Genomic DNA, 15,604 nt, shown 5'->3' on the forward strand with positions numbered 1-15,604 from the left:
GCTGGATGTCCAAGTTTCTTTTTTGAATTGATTTATTTGGCGGCCATGGCAACCCCTTTTTCCACCCCTCTTCACCCCAGCGGATACGCCGACAGTTTTGCCCGCGATCATTTGCCCCCACCCGAGCAATGGCCCGAGTTGGTGTTCGATGCCAGCACCTCGGCCTACCCGGCGCGGCTCAATGCTGCCGCGCAATTGCTCGATGCAGCGGTGGCCCGTGGTCAGGGCGATCGCACCGCGTTGATCGGTCAGGCATCGACCTACACCTATGGGCAGTTGTTGGCGCGCGTCAACCAGTTGGCCCGGGTGATCCGCGAAGACTGGCGCTTGCCCACCGGCAGCCGCATCTTGTTGCGGGGTGAAAACAGCCCCGACTTGGCCCTGGCTTGGTTGGCGGTGCTCAAAGCCGGATGCATTGCCGTCACCACCATGCCCTTGTTGCGCGCGCGCGAGCTCACGGTGATCGTGGAAAAAGCCCAGGTCACGGCCGCCTTGTGCCAGCACGCCTTGGCCGATGCCTTGGTCCAAACCCAGGCCAACTGTCCGGGCTTGGCCCATGTGCTGTACTTTCAAGCCCCGCCAGACCACCCCCAAAGTGCCGAAAAGCACATGGACGCACACGGCACGTCGTTTGACCATGCCGACACCGCCCAAGACGATGTCGCCTTGATCGCTTTCACCTCGGGCACCACCGGCGTGCCCAAAGGCACCTTGCATTTCCACCGCGATGTGTTGGCCATTTGCGATGTGCTGTCGCGCCACCTGCTCGACCCCCAGCCCAGCGATGTGTTCATCGGTACGCCGCCGCTGGCTTTCACCTTTGGCCTGGGCGGCCTGTTGCTGTTTCCCTTGCGCGTCGGCGCAGCTGCGGTGTTGGTCGAGCGCTGGAATCCTCAAAGCTTGGTTCAAGGGATGGCCCAACACCAGGCCACGGTGTGTTTCACCGCCCCCACTTTTTATCGGCAAATGGCCCCACTGATTCCTGCCGGGGGATTGCCCAGCTTGCGTGTCACCGTTTCATCGGGCGAGATGCTGCCTGCCGACACCCGCGCCACCTGGCAACGGGCCACGGGCTTGGAGATGACCGAGTGCCTGGGTTCGACCGAAATGTTGCACGCCTTCATTGCCTGTCGCCCGGGTCGGGTGCGGGCTGGGGCCACCGGTCAGGTGGTGCCCGGCTATCAGGCCTGTGTCCTGGGCGACGACGGCCAGCCTGTGGCACCAGGGGTGGTGGGCCGTTTGGCGGTCAAAGGGCCCACCGGTTGCCGCTATTTGGACGACCCGCGCCAGACCAGCTATGTTCAAAACGGCTGGAACCTCACCGGCGACGCTTACCGCGTGGACGAGGACGGCTTTTATTGGTACCAGTCGCGCACCGACGACATGATCATCAGCGCCGGCTACAACATTGCAGGTCCTGAGGTGGAGGACATGCTGCTGGCCCATCCAGCGGTGGCCGAATGCGGCGTGGTGGGCGCACCCAGCGCCGAGCGCGGTCAAATCGTCATGGCGTTTGTGGTGTTGCGCCCGGGCCATGTGGGGGATGCGGCGATGGTCGAGCAGTTGCAAAACTGGGTCAAACAAGGCATCGCTGCCTACAAGTACCCGCGCTCCGTGGTGTTCGTGAACGCGCTGCCGCGCACGGAAAACGCCAAAATTCAGCGATTCAAATTGCGGGAGTGGGCACTGACGGTGCCCAACGGTGTCGAAGAAGCCACAAGGGCTGCAAGCTAAGCGGTGCAAAAGCGTCAATTTATAGACACTTAGGTGTTCAATAAATCGTTAAATTCGTTAATTTATAAATTATTTGATTTATTTAATGGTTTTAAAATGAGTTCTTTTTGACGCTTTGTCGACGCTGTCTGAAAATTGACTCCCATTGTGTCGGTATTGTTGATTGAGTTAATTTATTTGTTTTCAAAAAATCGACACCTGTCGATCAACCGACACCAAGGTATTCATGTGGCTGTCGCGCAGTCACAAGCTGCGGTCTGGGGCTGCACGTAAACTGTGCATCCATGCCCCTTGGCAGCCCCATATTTGAGGAGATAAACCATGAACCTGAGCCCCGAGCAACTGGCCGCCTTTGACCGTGATGGTTATTTGTTTTTCCCGGGTTTGTTCACCCCCGAAGAGACCGCCTCGCTGAATGCCGTGGTGCCCGATTTGTACAGCCGCCGCGAGGCCTTCAATGTGCGCGAAAAAGGCAGCGATGCGGTGCGCACCAATTTCGCAGCCCACATGTACAGCGAGCCCTTTGCCAAGCTGGCACGCCATCCGCGCATGATTTTGCCGGTGCAAGACCTGTTTCAAGAGCAGCTGTACATGCACCAGTTCAAGATCAACGGCAAGATGGCTTTTGAGGGCGATGTTTGGCAATGGCACCAAGACTATGGCACGTGGCTCAACGACGACCACATGCCCACCGAGCGGGCCATGAACGTGGCCATCTTTTTGGACGATGTGAACCCCTTCAACGGCCCCTTGATGTTCATTCCGGGCAGCCACAAAAAAGGCGTGGTCAATGCCAAGCACGACCTGACCACCACCAGCTACCCGCTGTGGACGGTGGACAACGACTTGATCACCCAATTGGTGGCCCGTGCCGGTGACAAAAATGGCGGCATCGTCAGCCCCACCGGTCCTGCGGGCTCGATGATTTTGTTCCACAGCTGCTTGGTTCACGCCTCCACCAGCAATTTGACGCCTTGGAACCGGGTCAGTGTGTATTTGAGCCTGTGCGCCGTGAGCAACCACATCCGCCGCCACAAGCGCCCCGAGTACATCGCCCACCGCGACTTTGCCCCCATCGAGTGCTTGCCTGACGATTGTTTGCTCAAAGACTACCCGGTCGATTTGCCCTGGAAAAACGGCATGCCCGCCAGCGCCTTGCAAACTTCCACCGAAGACTTTGCGGTGGCCGCATGAACTTGCATGCCAAATTGCTCGAGCGCGAAGCCAGTCAGCGGCCCATTCGCATCGGCTTGATCGGGGCGGGTAAATTTGGCTCCATGTACTTGGCCCAGGTGCCGCGCACCCCGGGTGTGCATTTGGTGGGCATTGCCGACCTGTCCCCAGCGGGTGTGCACACCAACCTGGCCCGCGTGGGCTGGGAGCCCGAACGCTTGCAAGCCAAGTCGCTGGACGAGGCCGTCCAAAAAGGCTCCACCCATGTGTCCGACGATTGGCAAGCCTTGGTGCGGCACCCGGCGATTGATGTGGTGGTGGAGTGCACAGGGTCTCCCTTGCACGCGGTGGACCATATTTTGGAAGCCTTTGCCCAGCGCAAGCATGTGGTCAACGTGACGGTGGAGGCCGATGCCTTTTGTGGCCCCTTGTTGGCCACCCGCGCCCAAGCCGCTGGGGTGGTGTACTCGCTGGCCTTTGGTGACCAGCCCGCATTGATTTGTGACCTGGTTGATTGGGCCCGCACCTGTGGCTTTCCAGTGGTCGCCGCTGGACGTGGCCACAAATGGTTGCCGCACTTTGCCCAGTCCACCCCCGAGACGGTGTGGGGCTACTACGGCCTGACCCCCGAGCAGGCGGTGCGCGGCGGGCTCAACCCGAAAATGTTCAACAGCTTTTTGGACGGCTCCAAACCCTCGATTGAAAGCACGGCGGTGGCCAATGCCACCGGTCTGGGTGTGCCCAGCAACGGCTTGCTCTACCCGCCCGCCAGCGTGGAAGACATTCCCTTTGTGACGCGCCCGATCAGCGAGGGGGGTGTGCTCGAGCGCAAAGGCATGGTCGAGGTGATCTCAAGCTTGGAGCCCGATGGCCGCAAAATTCCCTATGACATCCGCATGGGTGTGTGGGTCACGGTGGAGGGCGAGACCGAATACATCCGCAACTGTTTTGAAGAATACAACGCCCACACCGACCCCAGTGGCCGCTACTTCACCTTGTACAAGCGCTGGCACTTGATCGGCTTGGAGGTGGGGGTGAGCGTGGCCAGCGTGGCCTTGCGTGGCGAGCCCACCGGGGTGGCCACGGGTTGGCATGCCGATGTGGTGGCCACGGCCAAACGCGATTTGAAGCCTGGGGAAATCCTCGACGGCGAGGGTGGTTACACGGTGTGGGGCAAATTGCTGCCCGCCACAACTTCTTTGCGCATGGGCGGTCTGCCACTGGGCTTGGCGCACGGCGTGAAGGTGGTGCGCCCGGTCGCACAAGGCCAGAGCCTGAGTTGGGACGATGTGGCCATGGACACCCAAACCCATGCGTACAAAATCCGCCGCGAGATGGAATCGGCCCACCGCGCTTGAATGACCCCATGCAGCCACTGACGCCCCCAGAACCGCGCGGTGCCTGGTGGGTGGTGGCAGCGGCCTTTTGCAGCTTGGCGCTGATCTTTGGCGTCTCGTATTCCTTTGCTGCTTTCTTCACCGACTTTTCCAGTGAATTCCAAGTCCCCCGGGCCGATGTGTCGTGGGTGTTTGGTTTGTGCGGCTTGGTTTATTTCGTCTTGGGGGTGGGCGGGGGCATGATGGCCGACCGTTGGGGGCCACGGCGGGTGGGCGCTTGCGGCATGGTGTTCATTGCCGCCGGCCTGTGGTTGACCAGCTCGGCGCAGACCTTGACCACGATTTACCTTACCTATGGGGCCTTGGTCGGCTTGGGCATTGCATTGGTCTATACCCCGGCGATTGCCTGCGTGCCCCCTTGGTTTGTGGCGCGGCGCGGATTGGCTGCGGGCATTGCCAGCTCGGGCATTGGCGCGGGTACCTTGATCGGCCCCTTGTGCGTGAGCGCCGCCATTGGTGCTTGGGGCTGGCGCGGCGCATTGCAGGCCATGGCTGGGGTGGTTTTGGTGGGGGGCTTGGCGGTCACCGCCTTGCTGCGCCAAGCGCCCCAGGCGCGGGCCAGCCACCAAGGCCAGGCCCCCGGCTTGACCTTGGCCCAGGCCTGGCGCACGCCAGCGTTTGTGTGGCTTTACTTGGGCACCTTGTTGGGTGGACCAGCGATGTTCATTCCATTTGCCCATGTGTCTGCCGCCGCCCGTGACCTGGGCGTGGACCCGGCCCGCGCCGTGGGTTTGGTGGGCATGATTGGCGTGGGCAGCCTGGTGGGGCGCTTTGCGATTGGCCCCTTGGCCGACCGTTGGGGTCGCACCACCACCTTGATGGTGATGCAAATCTCGCTCGGGGCTTCTTATGCGCTGTGGTACGGCGCCGAGGGCTACCTGGCGCTGCTGATGTTCGCCCTGTGGTTTGGGGTGAGCTACGGCAGCATGGTTTCTTTGTATCCGGCGATTTGCATGGATGTCTTTGGGCCCCGGTCGGTGTCGGCCATTGTGGGGGCGCTGTACACCGCTGCGGCCCTGGGCAACCTGCTCGGCCCGGTGATGGCTGGCGCCATGTTTGACCACAGCCAAAACTATGTCGGTGTGATGGCGGCGTGCACGCTGTTGTCGCTGCTGGCCACCGCTTGCCTGTGGCGCTTGAGCCGTGTGGGCAGGGCGCAGTACTGAGCCAGCCAGAGCGCCTGCTGGCGCGTTCAGCTGCCAGTGGGCCAGGTGCAGGTCCAGCCCGTTTCCAGTTGCAGTTTTTCGATGTCTTGCGGCGTGTCCAAGTCGGTCACATAGCCCAGGTGATTGCTGGGCCATGCCAGCACCCGCGCCGATTGGGCTTGGCGCCAAGCCTTGCATGCAAAGTCGCTTGGCGTGCTCAAAATTTCGGCCACGGCCTTGCGGCTGAACAGCACAGGGTTGCCTGGCTGACCATTCACCTGCGGGTACAGGGCTTGCATCCCTGGGGGCCTGTTTTCAAAAGCGTCGATCAACGCCCGCACATCGCTGGCTTGCAGCAGGGGTTGATCGGCCAAGGCCATCATCACCCAGGGGTGCGAGGCTTGCATCTGCGCCAAGCCCAGGCGTTGCGACGAGGCGATGCCCAGGGCCATGGCTTGAGGATTGAAGATGGTGGCCACCTCCAGGCTTTGCAACAGCGGTGCCAAAGCGTCGTGGTGCTCGCCCACCACTACCACCACGTCTTGAATACCTGCACCGCGCAAGTGGGCCAGGGTGCGTTGGATCAGCGCTTGGCCGTTGATGTGCAGCAAGCCTTTGGGTCGGTGGCCCATGCGCGAACCGGCCCCAGCGGCCAGCACCACGGCCAGGCCCAGGGCTGGCGGGGCCGCTGGTTCGATGTGGGTGGGCGTGTTCATGGGGTGTTGGGGTTGACCCGGTGTATGCGGTCCGGGCGCATTATTCACCAGCCCAGGGGTGATTTTTTGCGCCACAGGCCCAGATTGGGGTCAGCTTGAGCGAAGATATGGTTTTTTTGAAAACACCAGCACCATGAACGCCAATGAACAAGCCCATGCCTTGAATTGGGAAATGGGCGACACCAGCCGCATTCCCTTTGCCGCCTACACCCAGGCCGCCTTGCACCAATTGGAGATGGAGCGATTTTTTTACCAAAAGCATTGGTCTTATGTGGGCCTGGAGGTCGAAGTGGCCGAGGTGGGTGACTTCAAACGCACCGCGGTGGGCGAGCGTTCGGTCATCATGGTGCGCGATGCCCAAGGCCAGGTGCAGGTGTTTGAAAACGTTTGTGCCCACCGCGGCATGCAATTCATGCGCGAGCGCCACGGCAATCGCAAAGAGTTGGTCTGCCCCTATCACCAGTGGAGCTACAACCTGCAGGGCCAGTTGCAGGGCGTGCCCTTTCGGCGTGGCGTGCGCCAAGGCGGCAAGGTCAATGGCGGCATGCCGGCCGACTTCAAAACCGAAGACCACAGCCTGACCCCGCTCAAGGTGGCCACCCGTGGTGGTGTGGTGTTTGCATCGTTTGACCACGATGTGGAGTCCTTGGAGGACTTCATGGGCCCCACCATCTTGCATTACTTTGACCGCTTGTTCGATGGCCGAAAACTCACCTTGCTGGGCTACAACCGCCAGCGCATCCCTGGCAACTGGAAGCTGATGCTGGAAAACATCAAAGACCCGTACCACCCGGGTTTGCTGCACTCGTGGTTCGTCACCTTTGGTTTGTGGCGTGCAGATAACAAATCCGAACTCAAAATGGACGCCCACCACCGCCACGGTGCCATGGTCTCCACCCGGGGCGCGATGGGCAAGGCCGATCAGGTGACCCAGGTCTCGAGTTTCAAAGAAGACATGAAACTCAACGATGACCGTTTTTTGGACATCGTGCCCGAAGCTTGGTGGAATGGTCCCTCGGCGGCGATGGTCACCTTGTTTCCGAGCGTGATTTTTCAGCAGCAGGTCAACAGCGTGTCCACCCGCCACATCCAACCCGATGGCCACGGCGCCTTTGATTTTGTGTGGACGCATTTCGGCTTTGCCGAGGACACACCTGAGATGACCCGCCGCCGCTTGCGCCAATCCAATTTGTTTGGACCGGCAGGCTTTGTCTCGGCCGACGATGGCGAGGTGATCGAGTTGTCGCAAATGGGCTTTGAACAAAAACCCGAGCACCGGGCCTTGGCCGAGTTGGGCGGGCGCGATGTGGCCGACGCCGACCACATGGTGACCGAGTCGTTGATCCGGGGCATGTACGAATACTGGCGCAAGGTGATGCAAGCATGAAGATCGATTTGGAACTGTTTTTTCAACTGCAAGCGCTGTACACCGATTACGCCTTGGCGGTGGACTCGGGCCACTGGGACGCCTGGCCGGAATTTTTCACCGACGAATGCGAATACAAACTGCAACCGCGTGAAAACCACGAGCGTGGTTTCCCTTTGTCCACTTTGTCGTTCGAGAGCAAAGGCATGTTGATGGACCGCGCCTATGCCATCCGCGAAACCCTGTTCCACGACCCCTATTACCAACGCCATGTGGTGGGCACGCCCGTGGTGCGCGAGGTGCGCGACGGCGTCATCCGCAGCGAGGCCAATTACGCGGTGTTTCGCACCAAGTACAACAAAGACAGCACGGTGTTCAACGTGGGCCGCTACATCGACGAAGTGGTGACAACCCCGCAGGGTTTGAAGTTTGCCAAGCGCTGGTGCATCTACGACTCTGAGATGATTCCCAACTCCATCATTTACCCGATTTGAGGTTTGCATGACGACTGAATGGACGGCCGTGGCCGCAGAAACCGATTTGTTCGACGGCGCTGGCATTGGCGTGCAAGTGCAGGGGCGGCACATCGCCTTGTTCAGCATCGAAGGTCAGGCCTATGCCACCGACAACTATTGCACCCACGGCAACGCCTTGCTGTGCGATGGTTTCATCGAAGGCCACGAGGTGGAATGTCCTTTTCACCAAGGTCGCTTTGATGTGCGCACCGGTGCGCCCACTTGTGCGCCGGTGACCGAGGCGATCAAAACCTACCCCATCAAGATCGAAGGCGGGCAGGTGTTTTTGCAGTTGTGAGTTTGGATCGGTCAGCGGCTTGACCCGGGGCCACCCCATGGGCCTTGCCCAGTGGCCCCTTATTTCGGCCGGTACATCTTGAACAGCTGCTCGGGCCCGATGCCAAAGTAGTCGCCCGGCCCGCCGCCCCGGGTGATGTGTTGGGCGTTGGCGGTGTCGTACACACCGTCTTTGAGCATGCGCCGCTCAATGTGCACACCCACCACCTCGCCCAGCACCAGCCAGGTGGGCACATCGGCACCGGCGGCTGATTTGAGCTGCACGATTTGCGTCACCTTGCATTCAAAGGCCACGGGGCTTTCGGCCACGCGGGGCACATCGACGATGCGCGAGGCCACGGGGGTGAGGTGGGCCAATTCAAATTCGTTCACATCCGGCGGCACGGCGGCACAGGTTTGGTTCATCGCCTCGGCCAAGGGCCGGGTCACCAGGTTCCAGACAAACTCGCCGGTTTCTTCCACGTTGTTGAGCGAGTCTTTGCGCGAGATGCTGGAAAAACCCACGATGGGTGGGATGTAGTTGAAGGCATTGAAAAAGCTGTAGGGTGCCAAGTTCAACACACCGCTGGCGCTGCGGGTCGACACCCAACCAATCGGTCGCGGTGCCACGATGGAGTTGAACGGATCGTGGGGCAAGCCATGCCCTTGTGCGGGCTCGTAGAAATGAATGTCAGTGGACATGGTGAATGTGGAGGGGAGAAAAAAATGAAGATGGCGTTGAACGCCGCGGTACGGTTGATCAGGCGTGCTGGGACCAGGGTGGCCCCGATTTAACCATGGGCAGGTAGCATGCCTTTGCGCACGATGAATTCCACCACCTCGGTCACACCGGTGAGGGTTTTCAAATTGGTCATCACATAAGGCCGCAAACCTTGGGCCTGGGTGCGCATGCGCACCGTGTCGGCCTCCATCACCGCCAAGTCAGCACCCACATGGGGTGCCAAATCGGTCTTGTTGATCACAAATAAATCACTCTTGGTGATGCCAGGCCCACCCTTGCGGGGAATTTTTTCACCCGCGGCCACGTCGATCACATAAATCGTCAAGTCGCTGAGCTCAGGGCTGAAGGTGGCGGCCAGGTTGTCACCGCCGCTTTCCACAAACACCACATCGGCATTCGGAAACTTTTCCAGCATGCGATCAATCGCCTCCAAATTGATGGAAGCGTCTTCACGGATTGCGGTGTGCGGGCAGCCGCCGGTTTCCACCCCCATGATGCGCTCGGCCTCCAATGCGCCGCTTACGGTGAGGATGCGCTGGTCTTCTTTGGTGTAAATGTCGTTGGTGATGGCCACCAGGTCGTATTGGTCGCGCATGGCTTTGCACAGCATTTCGAGCAATGTGGTTTTGCCTGAGCCCACGGGGCCACCAATGCCCACGCGCAGGGGTGGGAGTTTTTTGTGGCGATTGGCAATGTGGTGAAGGGGTGTGGTCATGATCTGAACAGCCTGGAGTATTGGGTTTCGTGGCGCGCCGACAAAATCGCCAAGCGCGGGGCAAAGGCTTGGCGCGTGTCATCGCTCAGGCCAATGGCATGCGAGACTGCCTCGGGAATGGCCGCGCTCAAGGCGGCCAAGATGCGCTGCCCACTGCGTTGGCCCAGTGGGACGGACTTCAATGCGGCCTGCACCATGTTTTCGGCCCAGCCAAACGCGCTGGCCAGCAGCCCATCGCGCACCGGTGCCTGGTGGGTGTGCAAGGCCAGTGCAAAAGCCAGCGGCCACGTCGGCGGCAGCGCCGCGCAAATGGACAAGCGTGCGGCATCGGCTTGCGCTTGGTTGCGCAGCCAATCTACCAATGAACGGCCCATTTGTTCGGTTTGCAAACGCATCTCATGGGTTTCGCGGGTTTGCAGCAGCCAGTCGTTGAGCTGCTGCAAGCGGGGCACATCGGGTTGGGCCCATGCGGCCATGGCTTGGGCCAGCACCGCCAAATCGCTTCGGGCTTGCACGAGCAGCAGTTGATCGATCAACCAGGTCTGGGCAGAGGCTTCGTCGTGCACCAGGCCATGCTCCACCGCCGCTTCCAGGCCTTCGGAATACGAAAACCCACCCACCGGTAAAGCCGGTGAGGCCAGTTGCATCAGCATCATCAAAGCGGTGGGAGACAACTCACGCATGTTTCAGCAACGGGATTGGGCAGACTTCGGAAACGGCCGCATCAAGCTTTGGGCTTGTCATGCCCATGCCCATGCCCATGAGCGTGGCTGTGGTCGTGGTCGTGGTCGTGGTCACATTGCGACCCATGCACATGCGGGTGGTGCGCATCCGATGGGTCATGGCCATGATCGTGGTGTGCATGGTGGTCATGCCCATGGGTATCGCCATGGCCATGGTGGTGACCACCCCCATGCTCGCCATAAGCACCGTTTTCGGGTTCGAAACTTTCACTCACCTCGTTGACGATGAGGTGCATGGCACGCAGCATATCGGCCAGCACATGGTCGGGTTCAATCTTCAAGTGATCGGCTTGCAGTTCAATGGGCACATGGCGGTTGCCCAAGTGGTAGGCTGCGCGGGTCAAGTCAAACGGTGTGCCGTGCGCTGTGCAATGGGTGATGCGCAACACGGCTTGGGGCGCGGCCAGCACTTTGAGCAGCGAGCCGTCTTCACCCACCAACACATCGCCACCGCGCACCACTTGGCCGCGCTGCAAAAACACACCCACCTGACGCCCCGCGCTGTCGGTGGATTCAAAGCGGCTTTTTTGCCGCACGTCCCAGTCCAAGGTGATGGACGTTGCACGTTTCAAGAGCACAGGTGCCAAGCCGTGGCCATTGCGAATGAGTTTGGAGAAATGGATCATGGTGATTTAAATGGGGTCAGATTCCAATTATTGAGGCAAAAGTCGAAATGCAATTTAATTGGAATCTGACCCCAAATAAAAATCAGAACAAGAAATAGCGCTGCGCCATGGGCAGCACGCTGGCGGGTTCGCAGGTGAGCAGTTGCCCATCAGCCCGCACCGCATAGGTTTGGGCGTCCACATCCATGTGTGGCGCGTAGTCGTTGTGCAGCATGTGGCGCTTGCCAATGCCGCGGATGTTTTTCACCGCGCTCAATGTTTTGTGCAGGCCATAGCGTTCACCAATGCCGCCAGCCAATCCCGCTTGCGACACAAAGCTGAGTGAACCCCGGTGCAGCGCACCGCCAAATGCGCCAAACATGGGTCGGTAGTGCACCGGTTGCGGTGTGGGGATGGAGGCATTGGGGTCGCCCATGGCGGCCATGGCAATGAAGCCACCCTTCATGATGATGAAAGGCTTCACCCCAAAAAACGCCGGTTTCCACAACACGATGTCGGCCCATTTGCCCACCTCGATGCTGCCCACCTCGTGGCTGATGCCGTGAGCAATAGCGGGGTTGATGGCGAGCTTGGCCACATAGCGTTTGACGCGGCCGTTGTCGTGCCGGTCGCTGTCGCCCACCAAACCATCTGGGCCAAAAGCGGGCAGCTTGCCGCGTTGCTGTTTCATTTTGTGCGCGGTCTGCCAGCAGCGCATGATGACTTCGCCCACACGGCCCATGGCTTGCGAATCAGACGAGAACATGCTGATCGCACCCAAGTCGTGCAAGATGTCTTCTGCGGCGATGGTTTCTTTGCGGATGCGGCTCTCAGCAAACGCCAAATCTTCGGCGATGGACGCATCCAAGTGGTGGCAGACCATCAGCATGTCCACGTGTTCGTCCAGCGTATTGATGGTGTAGGGGCGTGTGGGGTTGGTGGAGGAGGGCAGTACATTGGCCTCGCCCACCACTTTCAAAATGTCGGGCGCATGGCCGCCACCCGCACCCTCGGTGTGAAAGGTGTGGATGGTGCGGCCCTTGAATGCGGCCACCGTGTCTTCCACAAAACCCGACTCATTCAAGGTGTCGGTGTGGATGGCCACTTGGGTGTCGGTGGCTTCGGCCACGTTCAAACAGTTGTCGATGGCTGCTGGCGTGGTGCCCCAGTCTTCGTGCAACTTCAGGCCAATCGCACCGGCGTTGATTTGCTCATGCAGCGAATCGGGCAAGGCCGCATTGCCCTTGCCCAAAAAGCCCAAGTTCATGGGGAAGGCATCGGCCGCTTGCAACATGCGCTCGATGTTCCATGGGCCGGGTGTACAGGTGGTGGCAAAGGTGCCGGTGGCCGGTCCCGTGCCGCCGCCGAGCATGGTGGTGACGCCGCTGGCCAGGGCCTCTTCAATTTGTTGCGGGGCGATGAAGTGGATGTGGGTATCGATGGCGCCGGCGGTCACGATCATGCCTTCGCAAGAAATGATTTCCGTCCCCGGCCCAATGACGATGTCCACACCCGGTTGGGTGTCGGGGTTGCCCGCTTTGCCAATGGCGGCAATGCGAGAATTTTTGATGCCGATGTCGGCTTTCACAATGCCCCAGTGGTCGATGATGAGCGCATTGGTCAACACACAGTCCATCGCGCCACCGGCTTGTGCGCCTGTGCCCAGGGGGCCGTTGCGGGTGCGCTGGCTTTGCGCCATGCCGTCGCGGATGGTTTTGCCGCCACCAAATTTCACTTCCTCGCCATAGCTGCCCGCCCGCAAGGTGTAGTCTTGTTCCACTTCAACAATGAGGTCGGTATCGGCCAAGCGCAAGCGGTCGCCCACGGTGGGGCCAAACATTTCGGCGTAAGCGCGTTTTTCAATCTGGGCCATCACGCGGCTCCTTTCAATGCGCCTTGCACCTCGCCGCGAAAGCCATAGACCTCGCGTGTTCCCGCGTAGTCCACCAATTCCACGGTGCGTTCTTGGCCCGGCTCAAAGCGCACCGCCGTGCCTGATGCGATGTTCAAGCGCATGCCACGTGCGGCCTCACGGTCAAACAGCAAACCCGTGTTGGTTTCGGCGAAGTGGTAGTGCGAGCCCACTTGAATCGGGCGGTCGCCGCTGTTTTTCACCACCAAGGTGTGGGTGCGTCTGCCGGTGTTGAGTTCGTGGTGGCCGGTATCGGTGAACAACTCACCAGGGATAAAGCGTTGGCTCATTTGCGGCCAGCCCACCACACAGCGGCCACGACCACCAGCACTGCTAAAAAGCCCAGGGCATCGGTGGGGTGCCAGTGGGAACCCGCCAAGCCATGGCCGTCATGGGCCTGTACCCAGCTGCTCAAACTGACTGCGGACAACAAAAATAGGTTTTTCATGGGGAGTGCCTTCAAACTGTATATGTGAGGTTTGTGGTGGATGTGGATCAAACAATCGGTTGGTGCACCGTCACCAGCTTGGTGCCATCCGGAAAAGTGGCTTCGACTTGGATGTCAGGGATCATTTCAGCAATGCCCTCCATCACATCGGCACGGGTGAGCAGGGTGCGCCCTTCGCTCATGAGTTGCGCCACGGTCTTGCCGTCACGCGCACCTTCCATGACGGCCGCGCTGATGAAGGCCACCGCTTCGGGGTAGTTGAGCTTCAGACCGCGTGCCTTGCGGCGCTCGGCCAGCAAACCGGCTGTGAAGATCAAGAGCTTGTCTTTTTCGCGGGGCGTGAGTTCCATGTCATTTCCAGGTCCGTTTCATCGGCATGATTGTGATGCAAATGTTGTGCCCCTGAATCTCAGGACCAGCGACTTGTGCGGTGCTTTGTCGCTCTGTTTTGGTGCGGCCCACTCGCGCGTTTCGACCCGACAAGCGGGGAAATGGTGCGATGCCCGATTCGACCCTCACCAAAACAGTGCGCGTGAGCGGCTAATGGAGTCTTTTTTGTGATCTTTTTGAGACCTTTGAATGTCAGATTGACTGCGGTCGCAATCTGGCGCAGTCGAGTTGCGCAAGCCTTTGGCGAGAGGCGTGCACAGAGGCGTTCATCAGTGCGATGGCGGTCAACTACAAAATTTTTTTGTGCCTTGGCATGGTGATTGCGTAGAGATGCATGAGCGCTGATAACGCCCATCACTTTCAACCCTTTTGTCTGGAGCCTGTTCATGTTCAATCGTCGTGGTCATTTGAAATCGTTGGCGTATGCCGCCGCTGTGGTCAGTGGCAGCCTGATCGCTGTGCAACCTGTGTTTGCCCAAGCCACCATCAAGGTGGGCGTGTTGCACAGTTTGTCGGGCACCATGGCCATTTCTGAAACCGTGTTGAAGGACACCGTGTTGATGGCCATTGACGAGATCAATGCCAAGGGCGGTGTGTTGGGCAAAAAACTCGAGCCCGTGATCGTTGACCCCGCATCCAACTGGCCTTTGTTCGCTGAAAAAACCAAGCAACTGCTGACCCAAGACAAGGTGTCTGTGATCTTTGGTTGCTGGACATCGGTGAGCCGCAAGTCGGTATTGCCCGTGGTCGAAGAGCTCAACGGTCTTCTGTTCTATCCCGTGCAGTACGAGGGTGAAGAGCTGTCCAAAAATGTGTTCTACACCGGTGCCGCCCCGAATCAGCAGGCCATCCCTGCGGTGGATTACCTCATGAGCAAAGACGGCGGCAGCGCCAAGCGTTGGGTGTTGCTGGGCACTGACTATGTCTACCCCCGCACCACCAACAAAATTTTGCGCGCTTACTTGAAGAGCAAGGGCGTCAAAGACAGCGATATCGACGAAAAATACACCCCCTTTGGCCACAGCGATTACCAGACCATCGTGGCCGATGTGAAAAAGTTTGCCGCCGGTGGCAAGACCGCCGTGGTGTCGACCATCAATGGTGACTCCAACGTGCCGTTCTACAAAGAGTTGGGCAATGCAGGCTTGAAAGCCAAAGACGTGCCTGTGGTCGCATTCTCCGTGGGTGAGGAAGAGTTGCGTGGCGTGGACACCAAGCCTTTGGTCGGTCACTTGGCCGCTTGGAACTACTTCATGAGCATCAAGAACCCCGCCAATGACGAGTTCACCAAAAAGTGGGCGGCGTATGCCAAGGCCAAAAACATCGCAGGCCACAAAGACAAGCCTTTGACCAACGACCCCATGGAAGCCACCTACATCGGTATCAACATGTGGAAGCAAGCCGTCGAGAAGGCCAAGTCCACCGACACCGACAAAGTGATTGCTGCCATGGCCGGTCAAACCTTCAAGGCACCCTCTGGCATCACCTCCAAAATGGATGAGAAAAACCACCACCTGCACAAGTCGGTGTTCATTGGCGAGATCAAGGCCGATGGCCAGTTCAATGTGGTGTGGAAGACCCCAGGCCCGGTCAAGGCCAAACCTTGGAGCCCGTACATCGAAGGCAACGACAAAAAGCCTGACGAGCCCGCCAAAAAGTAAGGCGCACAGCGCGGCTGTGGGTGACCCATCAGGGCATGGGTTGCTTTATCAACCAGGGGAGGAGGC

At 59.5% G+C, this 15,604-nt stretch carries 17 protein-coding genes; 8 read left to right on the forward strand and 9 right to left on the reverse strand.

Annotated elements, in window-relative coordinates; translation table 11 throughout:
- Positions 1–45 precede the first annotated feature (45 nt).
- From AC8GFZ_RS09810 to AC8GFZ_RS09825, 4 genes are all read left to right on the forward strand, one after another.
- Positions 46–1,734: an AMP-binding protein gene (locus tag AC8GFZ_RS09810; protein WP_506644697.1), complete on the forward strand. Its 1,689-nt coding sequence runs from the start codon at positions 46–48 to the stop codon at positions 1,732–1,734.
- A gap of 321 nt (positions 1,735–2,055) precedes the next feature.
- Entirely contained in the window at positions 2,056–2,928 is an 873-nt protein-coding gene (locus AC8GFZ_RS09815; protein ID WP_506644698.1) for a phytanoyl-CoA dioxygenase family protein, read from the forward strand.
- Positions 2,925–4,265: an NAD(P)H-dependent oxidoreductase gene (locus AC8GFZ_RS09820; protein WP_506644699.1), complete on the forward strand. Its 1,341-nt coding sequence runs from the start codon at positions 2,925–2,927 to the stop codon at positions 4,263–4,265. Before AC8GFZ_RS09815 ends, AC8GFZ_RS09820 begins: the two co-directional genes overlap by 4 nt.
- 8 nt (positions 4,266–4,273) lie before the next feature.
- Positions 4,274–5,470 (forward strand): MFS transporter, encoded by a 1,197-nt coding sequence (locus AC8GFZ_RS09825; protein WP_506644700.1) that lies wholly within the window; start codon positions 4,274–4,276, stop codon positions 5,468–5,470.
- A gap of 26 nt (positions 5,471–5,496) precedes the next feature.
- Here AC8GFZ_RS09825 and AC8GFZ_RS09830 read toward each other — a convergent pair whose 3' ends face one another.
- On the reverse strand, positions 5,497–6,165 hold the full coding sequence (locus AC8GFZ_RS09830; RefSeq protein ID WP_506644701.1) for a nucleotidyltransferase family protein: 669 nt from the start codon (positions 6,163–6,165) through the stop codon (positions 5,497–5,499).
- 133 nt (positions 6,166–6,298) lie between these two features.
- Here AC8GFZ_RS09830 and AC8GFZ_RS09835 point away from each other — a divergent pair, with 133 nt between their 5' ends.
- The 3 genes from AC8GFZ_RS09835 to AC8GFZ_RS09845 are packed head-to-tail and all read left to right on the forward strand — an operon-like array spanning position 6,299 to position 8,344.
- Entirely contained in the window at positions 6,299–7,552 is a 1,254-nt protein-coding gene (locus AC8GFZ_RS09835; RefSeq protein ID WP_506644702.1) for an aromatic ring-hydroxylating dioxygenase subunit alpha, read from the forward strand.
- Positions 7,549–8,025 carry an aromatic-ring-hydroxylating dioxygenase subunit beta gene (locus AC8GFZ_RS09840; RefSeq protein ID WP_506644703.1) on the forward strand — a complete coding sequence of 159 codons (477 nt, stop codon included), beginning with the start codon at positions 7,549–7,551 and terminating at the stop codon, positions 8,023–8,025. The genes AC8GFZ_RS09835 and AC8GFZ_RS09840 overlap by 4 nt, the downstream gene beginning before the upstream one ends.
- A 7-nt stretch (positions 8,026–8,032) precedes the next feature.
- Positions 8,033–8,344: a non-heme iron oxygenase ferredoxin subunit gene (locus AC8GFZ_RS09845; RefSeq protein WP_506644704.1), complete on the forward strand. Its 312-nt coding sequence runs from the start codon at positions 8,033–8,035 to the stop codon at positions 8,342–8,344.
- A gap of 59 nt (positions 8,345–8,403) precedes the next feature.
- On the opposite strand, the gene AC8GFZ_RS09850 is transcribed toward AC8GFZ_RS09845, so the two are convergent.
- The 8 genes from AC8GFZ_RS09850 to ureA form a co-directional block, all read right to left on the reverse strand.
- The gene (locus AC8GFZ_RS09850; protein WP_506644705.1) at positions 8,404–9,024 is read right to left on the reverse strand and encodes a flavin reductase family protein; all 621 of its coding nucleotides are present in this window, start codon (positions 9,022–9,024) and stop codon (positions 8,404–8,406) included.
- Positions 9,025–9,113: 89 nt separating this feature from the next.
- Positions 9,114–9,779: an urease accessory protein UreG gene (gene ureG, locus AC8GFZ_RS09855; protein WP_506644706.1), complete on the reverse strand. Its 666-nt coding sequence runs from the start codon at positions 9,777–9,779 to the stop codon at positions 9,114–9,116.
- Complete coding sequence (locus AC8GFZ_RS09860; RefSeq protein ID WP_506644707.1) at positions 9,776–10,462, reverse strand: urease accessory protein UreF; 687 nt, start codon at positions 10,460–10,462, stop codon at positions 9,776–9,778. The genes ureG and AC8GFZ_RS09860 overlap by 4 nt, the downstream gene beginning before the upstream one ends.
- Before the next feature lie 41 nt (positions 10,463–10,503).
- The gene (gene ureE / locus AC8GFZ_RS09865) at positions 10,504–11,148 is read right to left on the reverse strand and encodes an urease accessory protein UreE (protein WP_506644708.1); all 645 of its coding nucleotides are present in this window, start codon (positions 11,146–11,148) and stop codon (positions 10,504–10,506) included.
- Positions 11,149–11,230: 82 nt separating this feature from the next.
- Positions 11,231–13,000 carry an urease subunit alpha gene (gene ureC / locus AC8GFZ_RS09870; RefSeq protein ID WP_506644709.1) on the reverse strand — a complete coding sequence of 590 codons (1,770 nt, stop codon included), beginning with the start codon at positions 12,998–13,000 and terminating at the stop codon, positions 11,231–11,233.
- Complete coding sequence (locus tag AC8GFZ_RS09875) at positions 13,000–13,329, reverse strand: urease subunit beta (protein ID WP_506644710.1); 330 nt, start codon at positions 13,327–13,329, stop codon at positions 13,000–13,002. Before AC8GFZ_RS09875 ends, ureC begins: the two co-directional genes overlap by 1 nt.
- Positions 13,326–13,487 (reverse strand): hypothetical protein, encoded by a 162-nt coding sequence (locus tag AC8GFZ_RS09880; RefSeq protein ID WP_506644711.1) that lies wholly within the window; start codon positions 13,485–13,487, stop codon positions 13,326–13,328. The genes AC8GFZ_RS09875 and AC8GFZ_RS09880 overlap by 4 nt, the downstream gene beginning before the upstream one ends.
- A gap of 47 nt (positions 13,488–13,534) precedes the next feature.
- Entirely contained in the window at positions 13,535–13,837 is a 303-nt protein-coding gene (ureA, locus tag AC8GFZ_RS09885; RefSeq protein ID WP_506644712.1) for an urease subunit gamma, read from the reverse strand.
- Between the two features lie 426 nt (positions 13,838–14,263).
- Between ureA and urtA the strand changes: the two genes are divergently transcribed.
- Positions 14,264–15,538, forward strand: a complete 1,275-nt coding sequence (gene urtA / locus AC8GFZ_RS09890; protein ID WP_506644713.1) for an urea ABC transporter substrate-binding protein — start codon at positions 14,264–14,266, stop codon at positions 15,536–15,538.
- The last annotated feature ends 66 nt before the right edge of the window (positions 15,539–15,604 follow it).

The sequence above is a fragment of the Limnohabitans rimovensis (SeqCode) genome, from assembly GCF_965234775.1.
GTDB lineage: Bacteria > Pseudomonadota > Gammaproteobacteria > Burkholderiales > Burkholderiaceae_C > Limnohabitans > Limnohabitans rimovensis.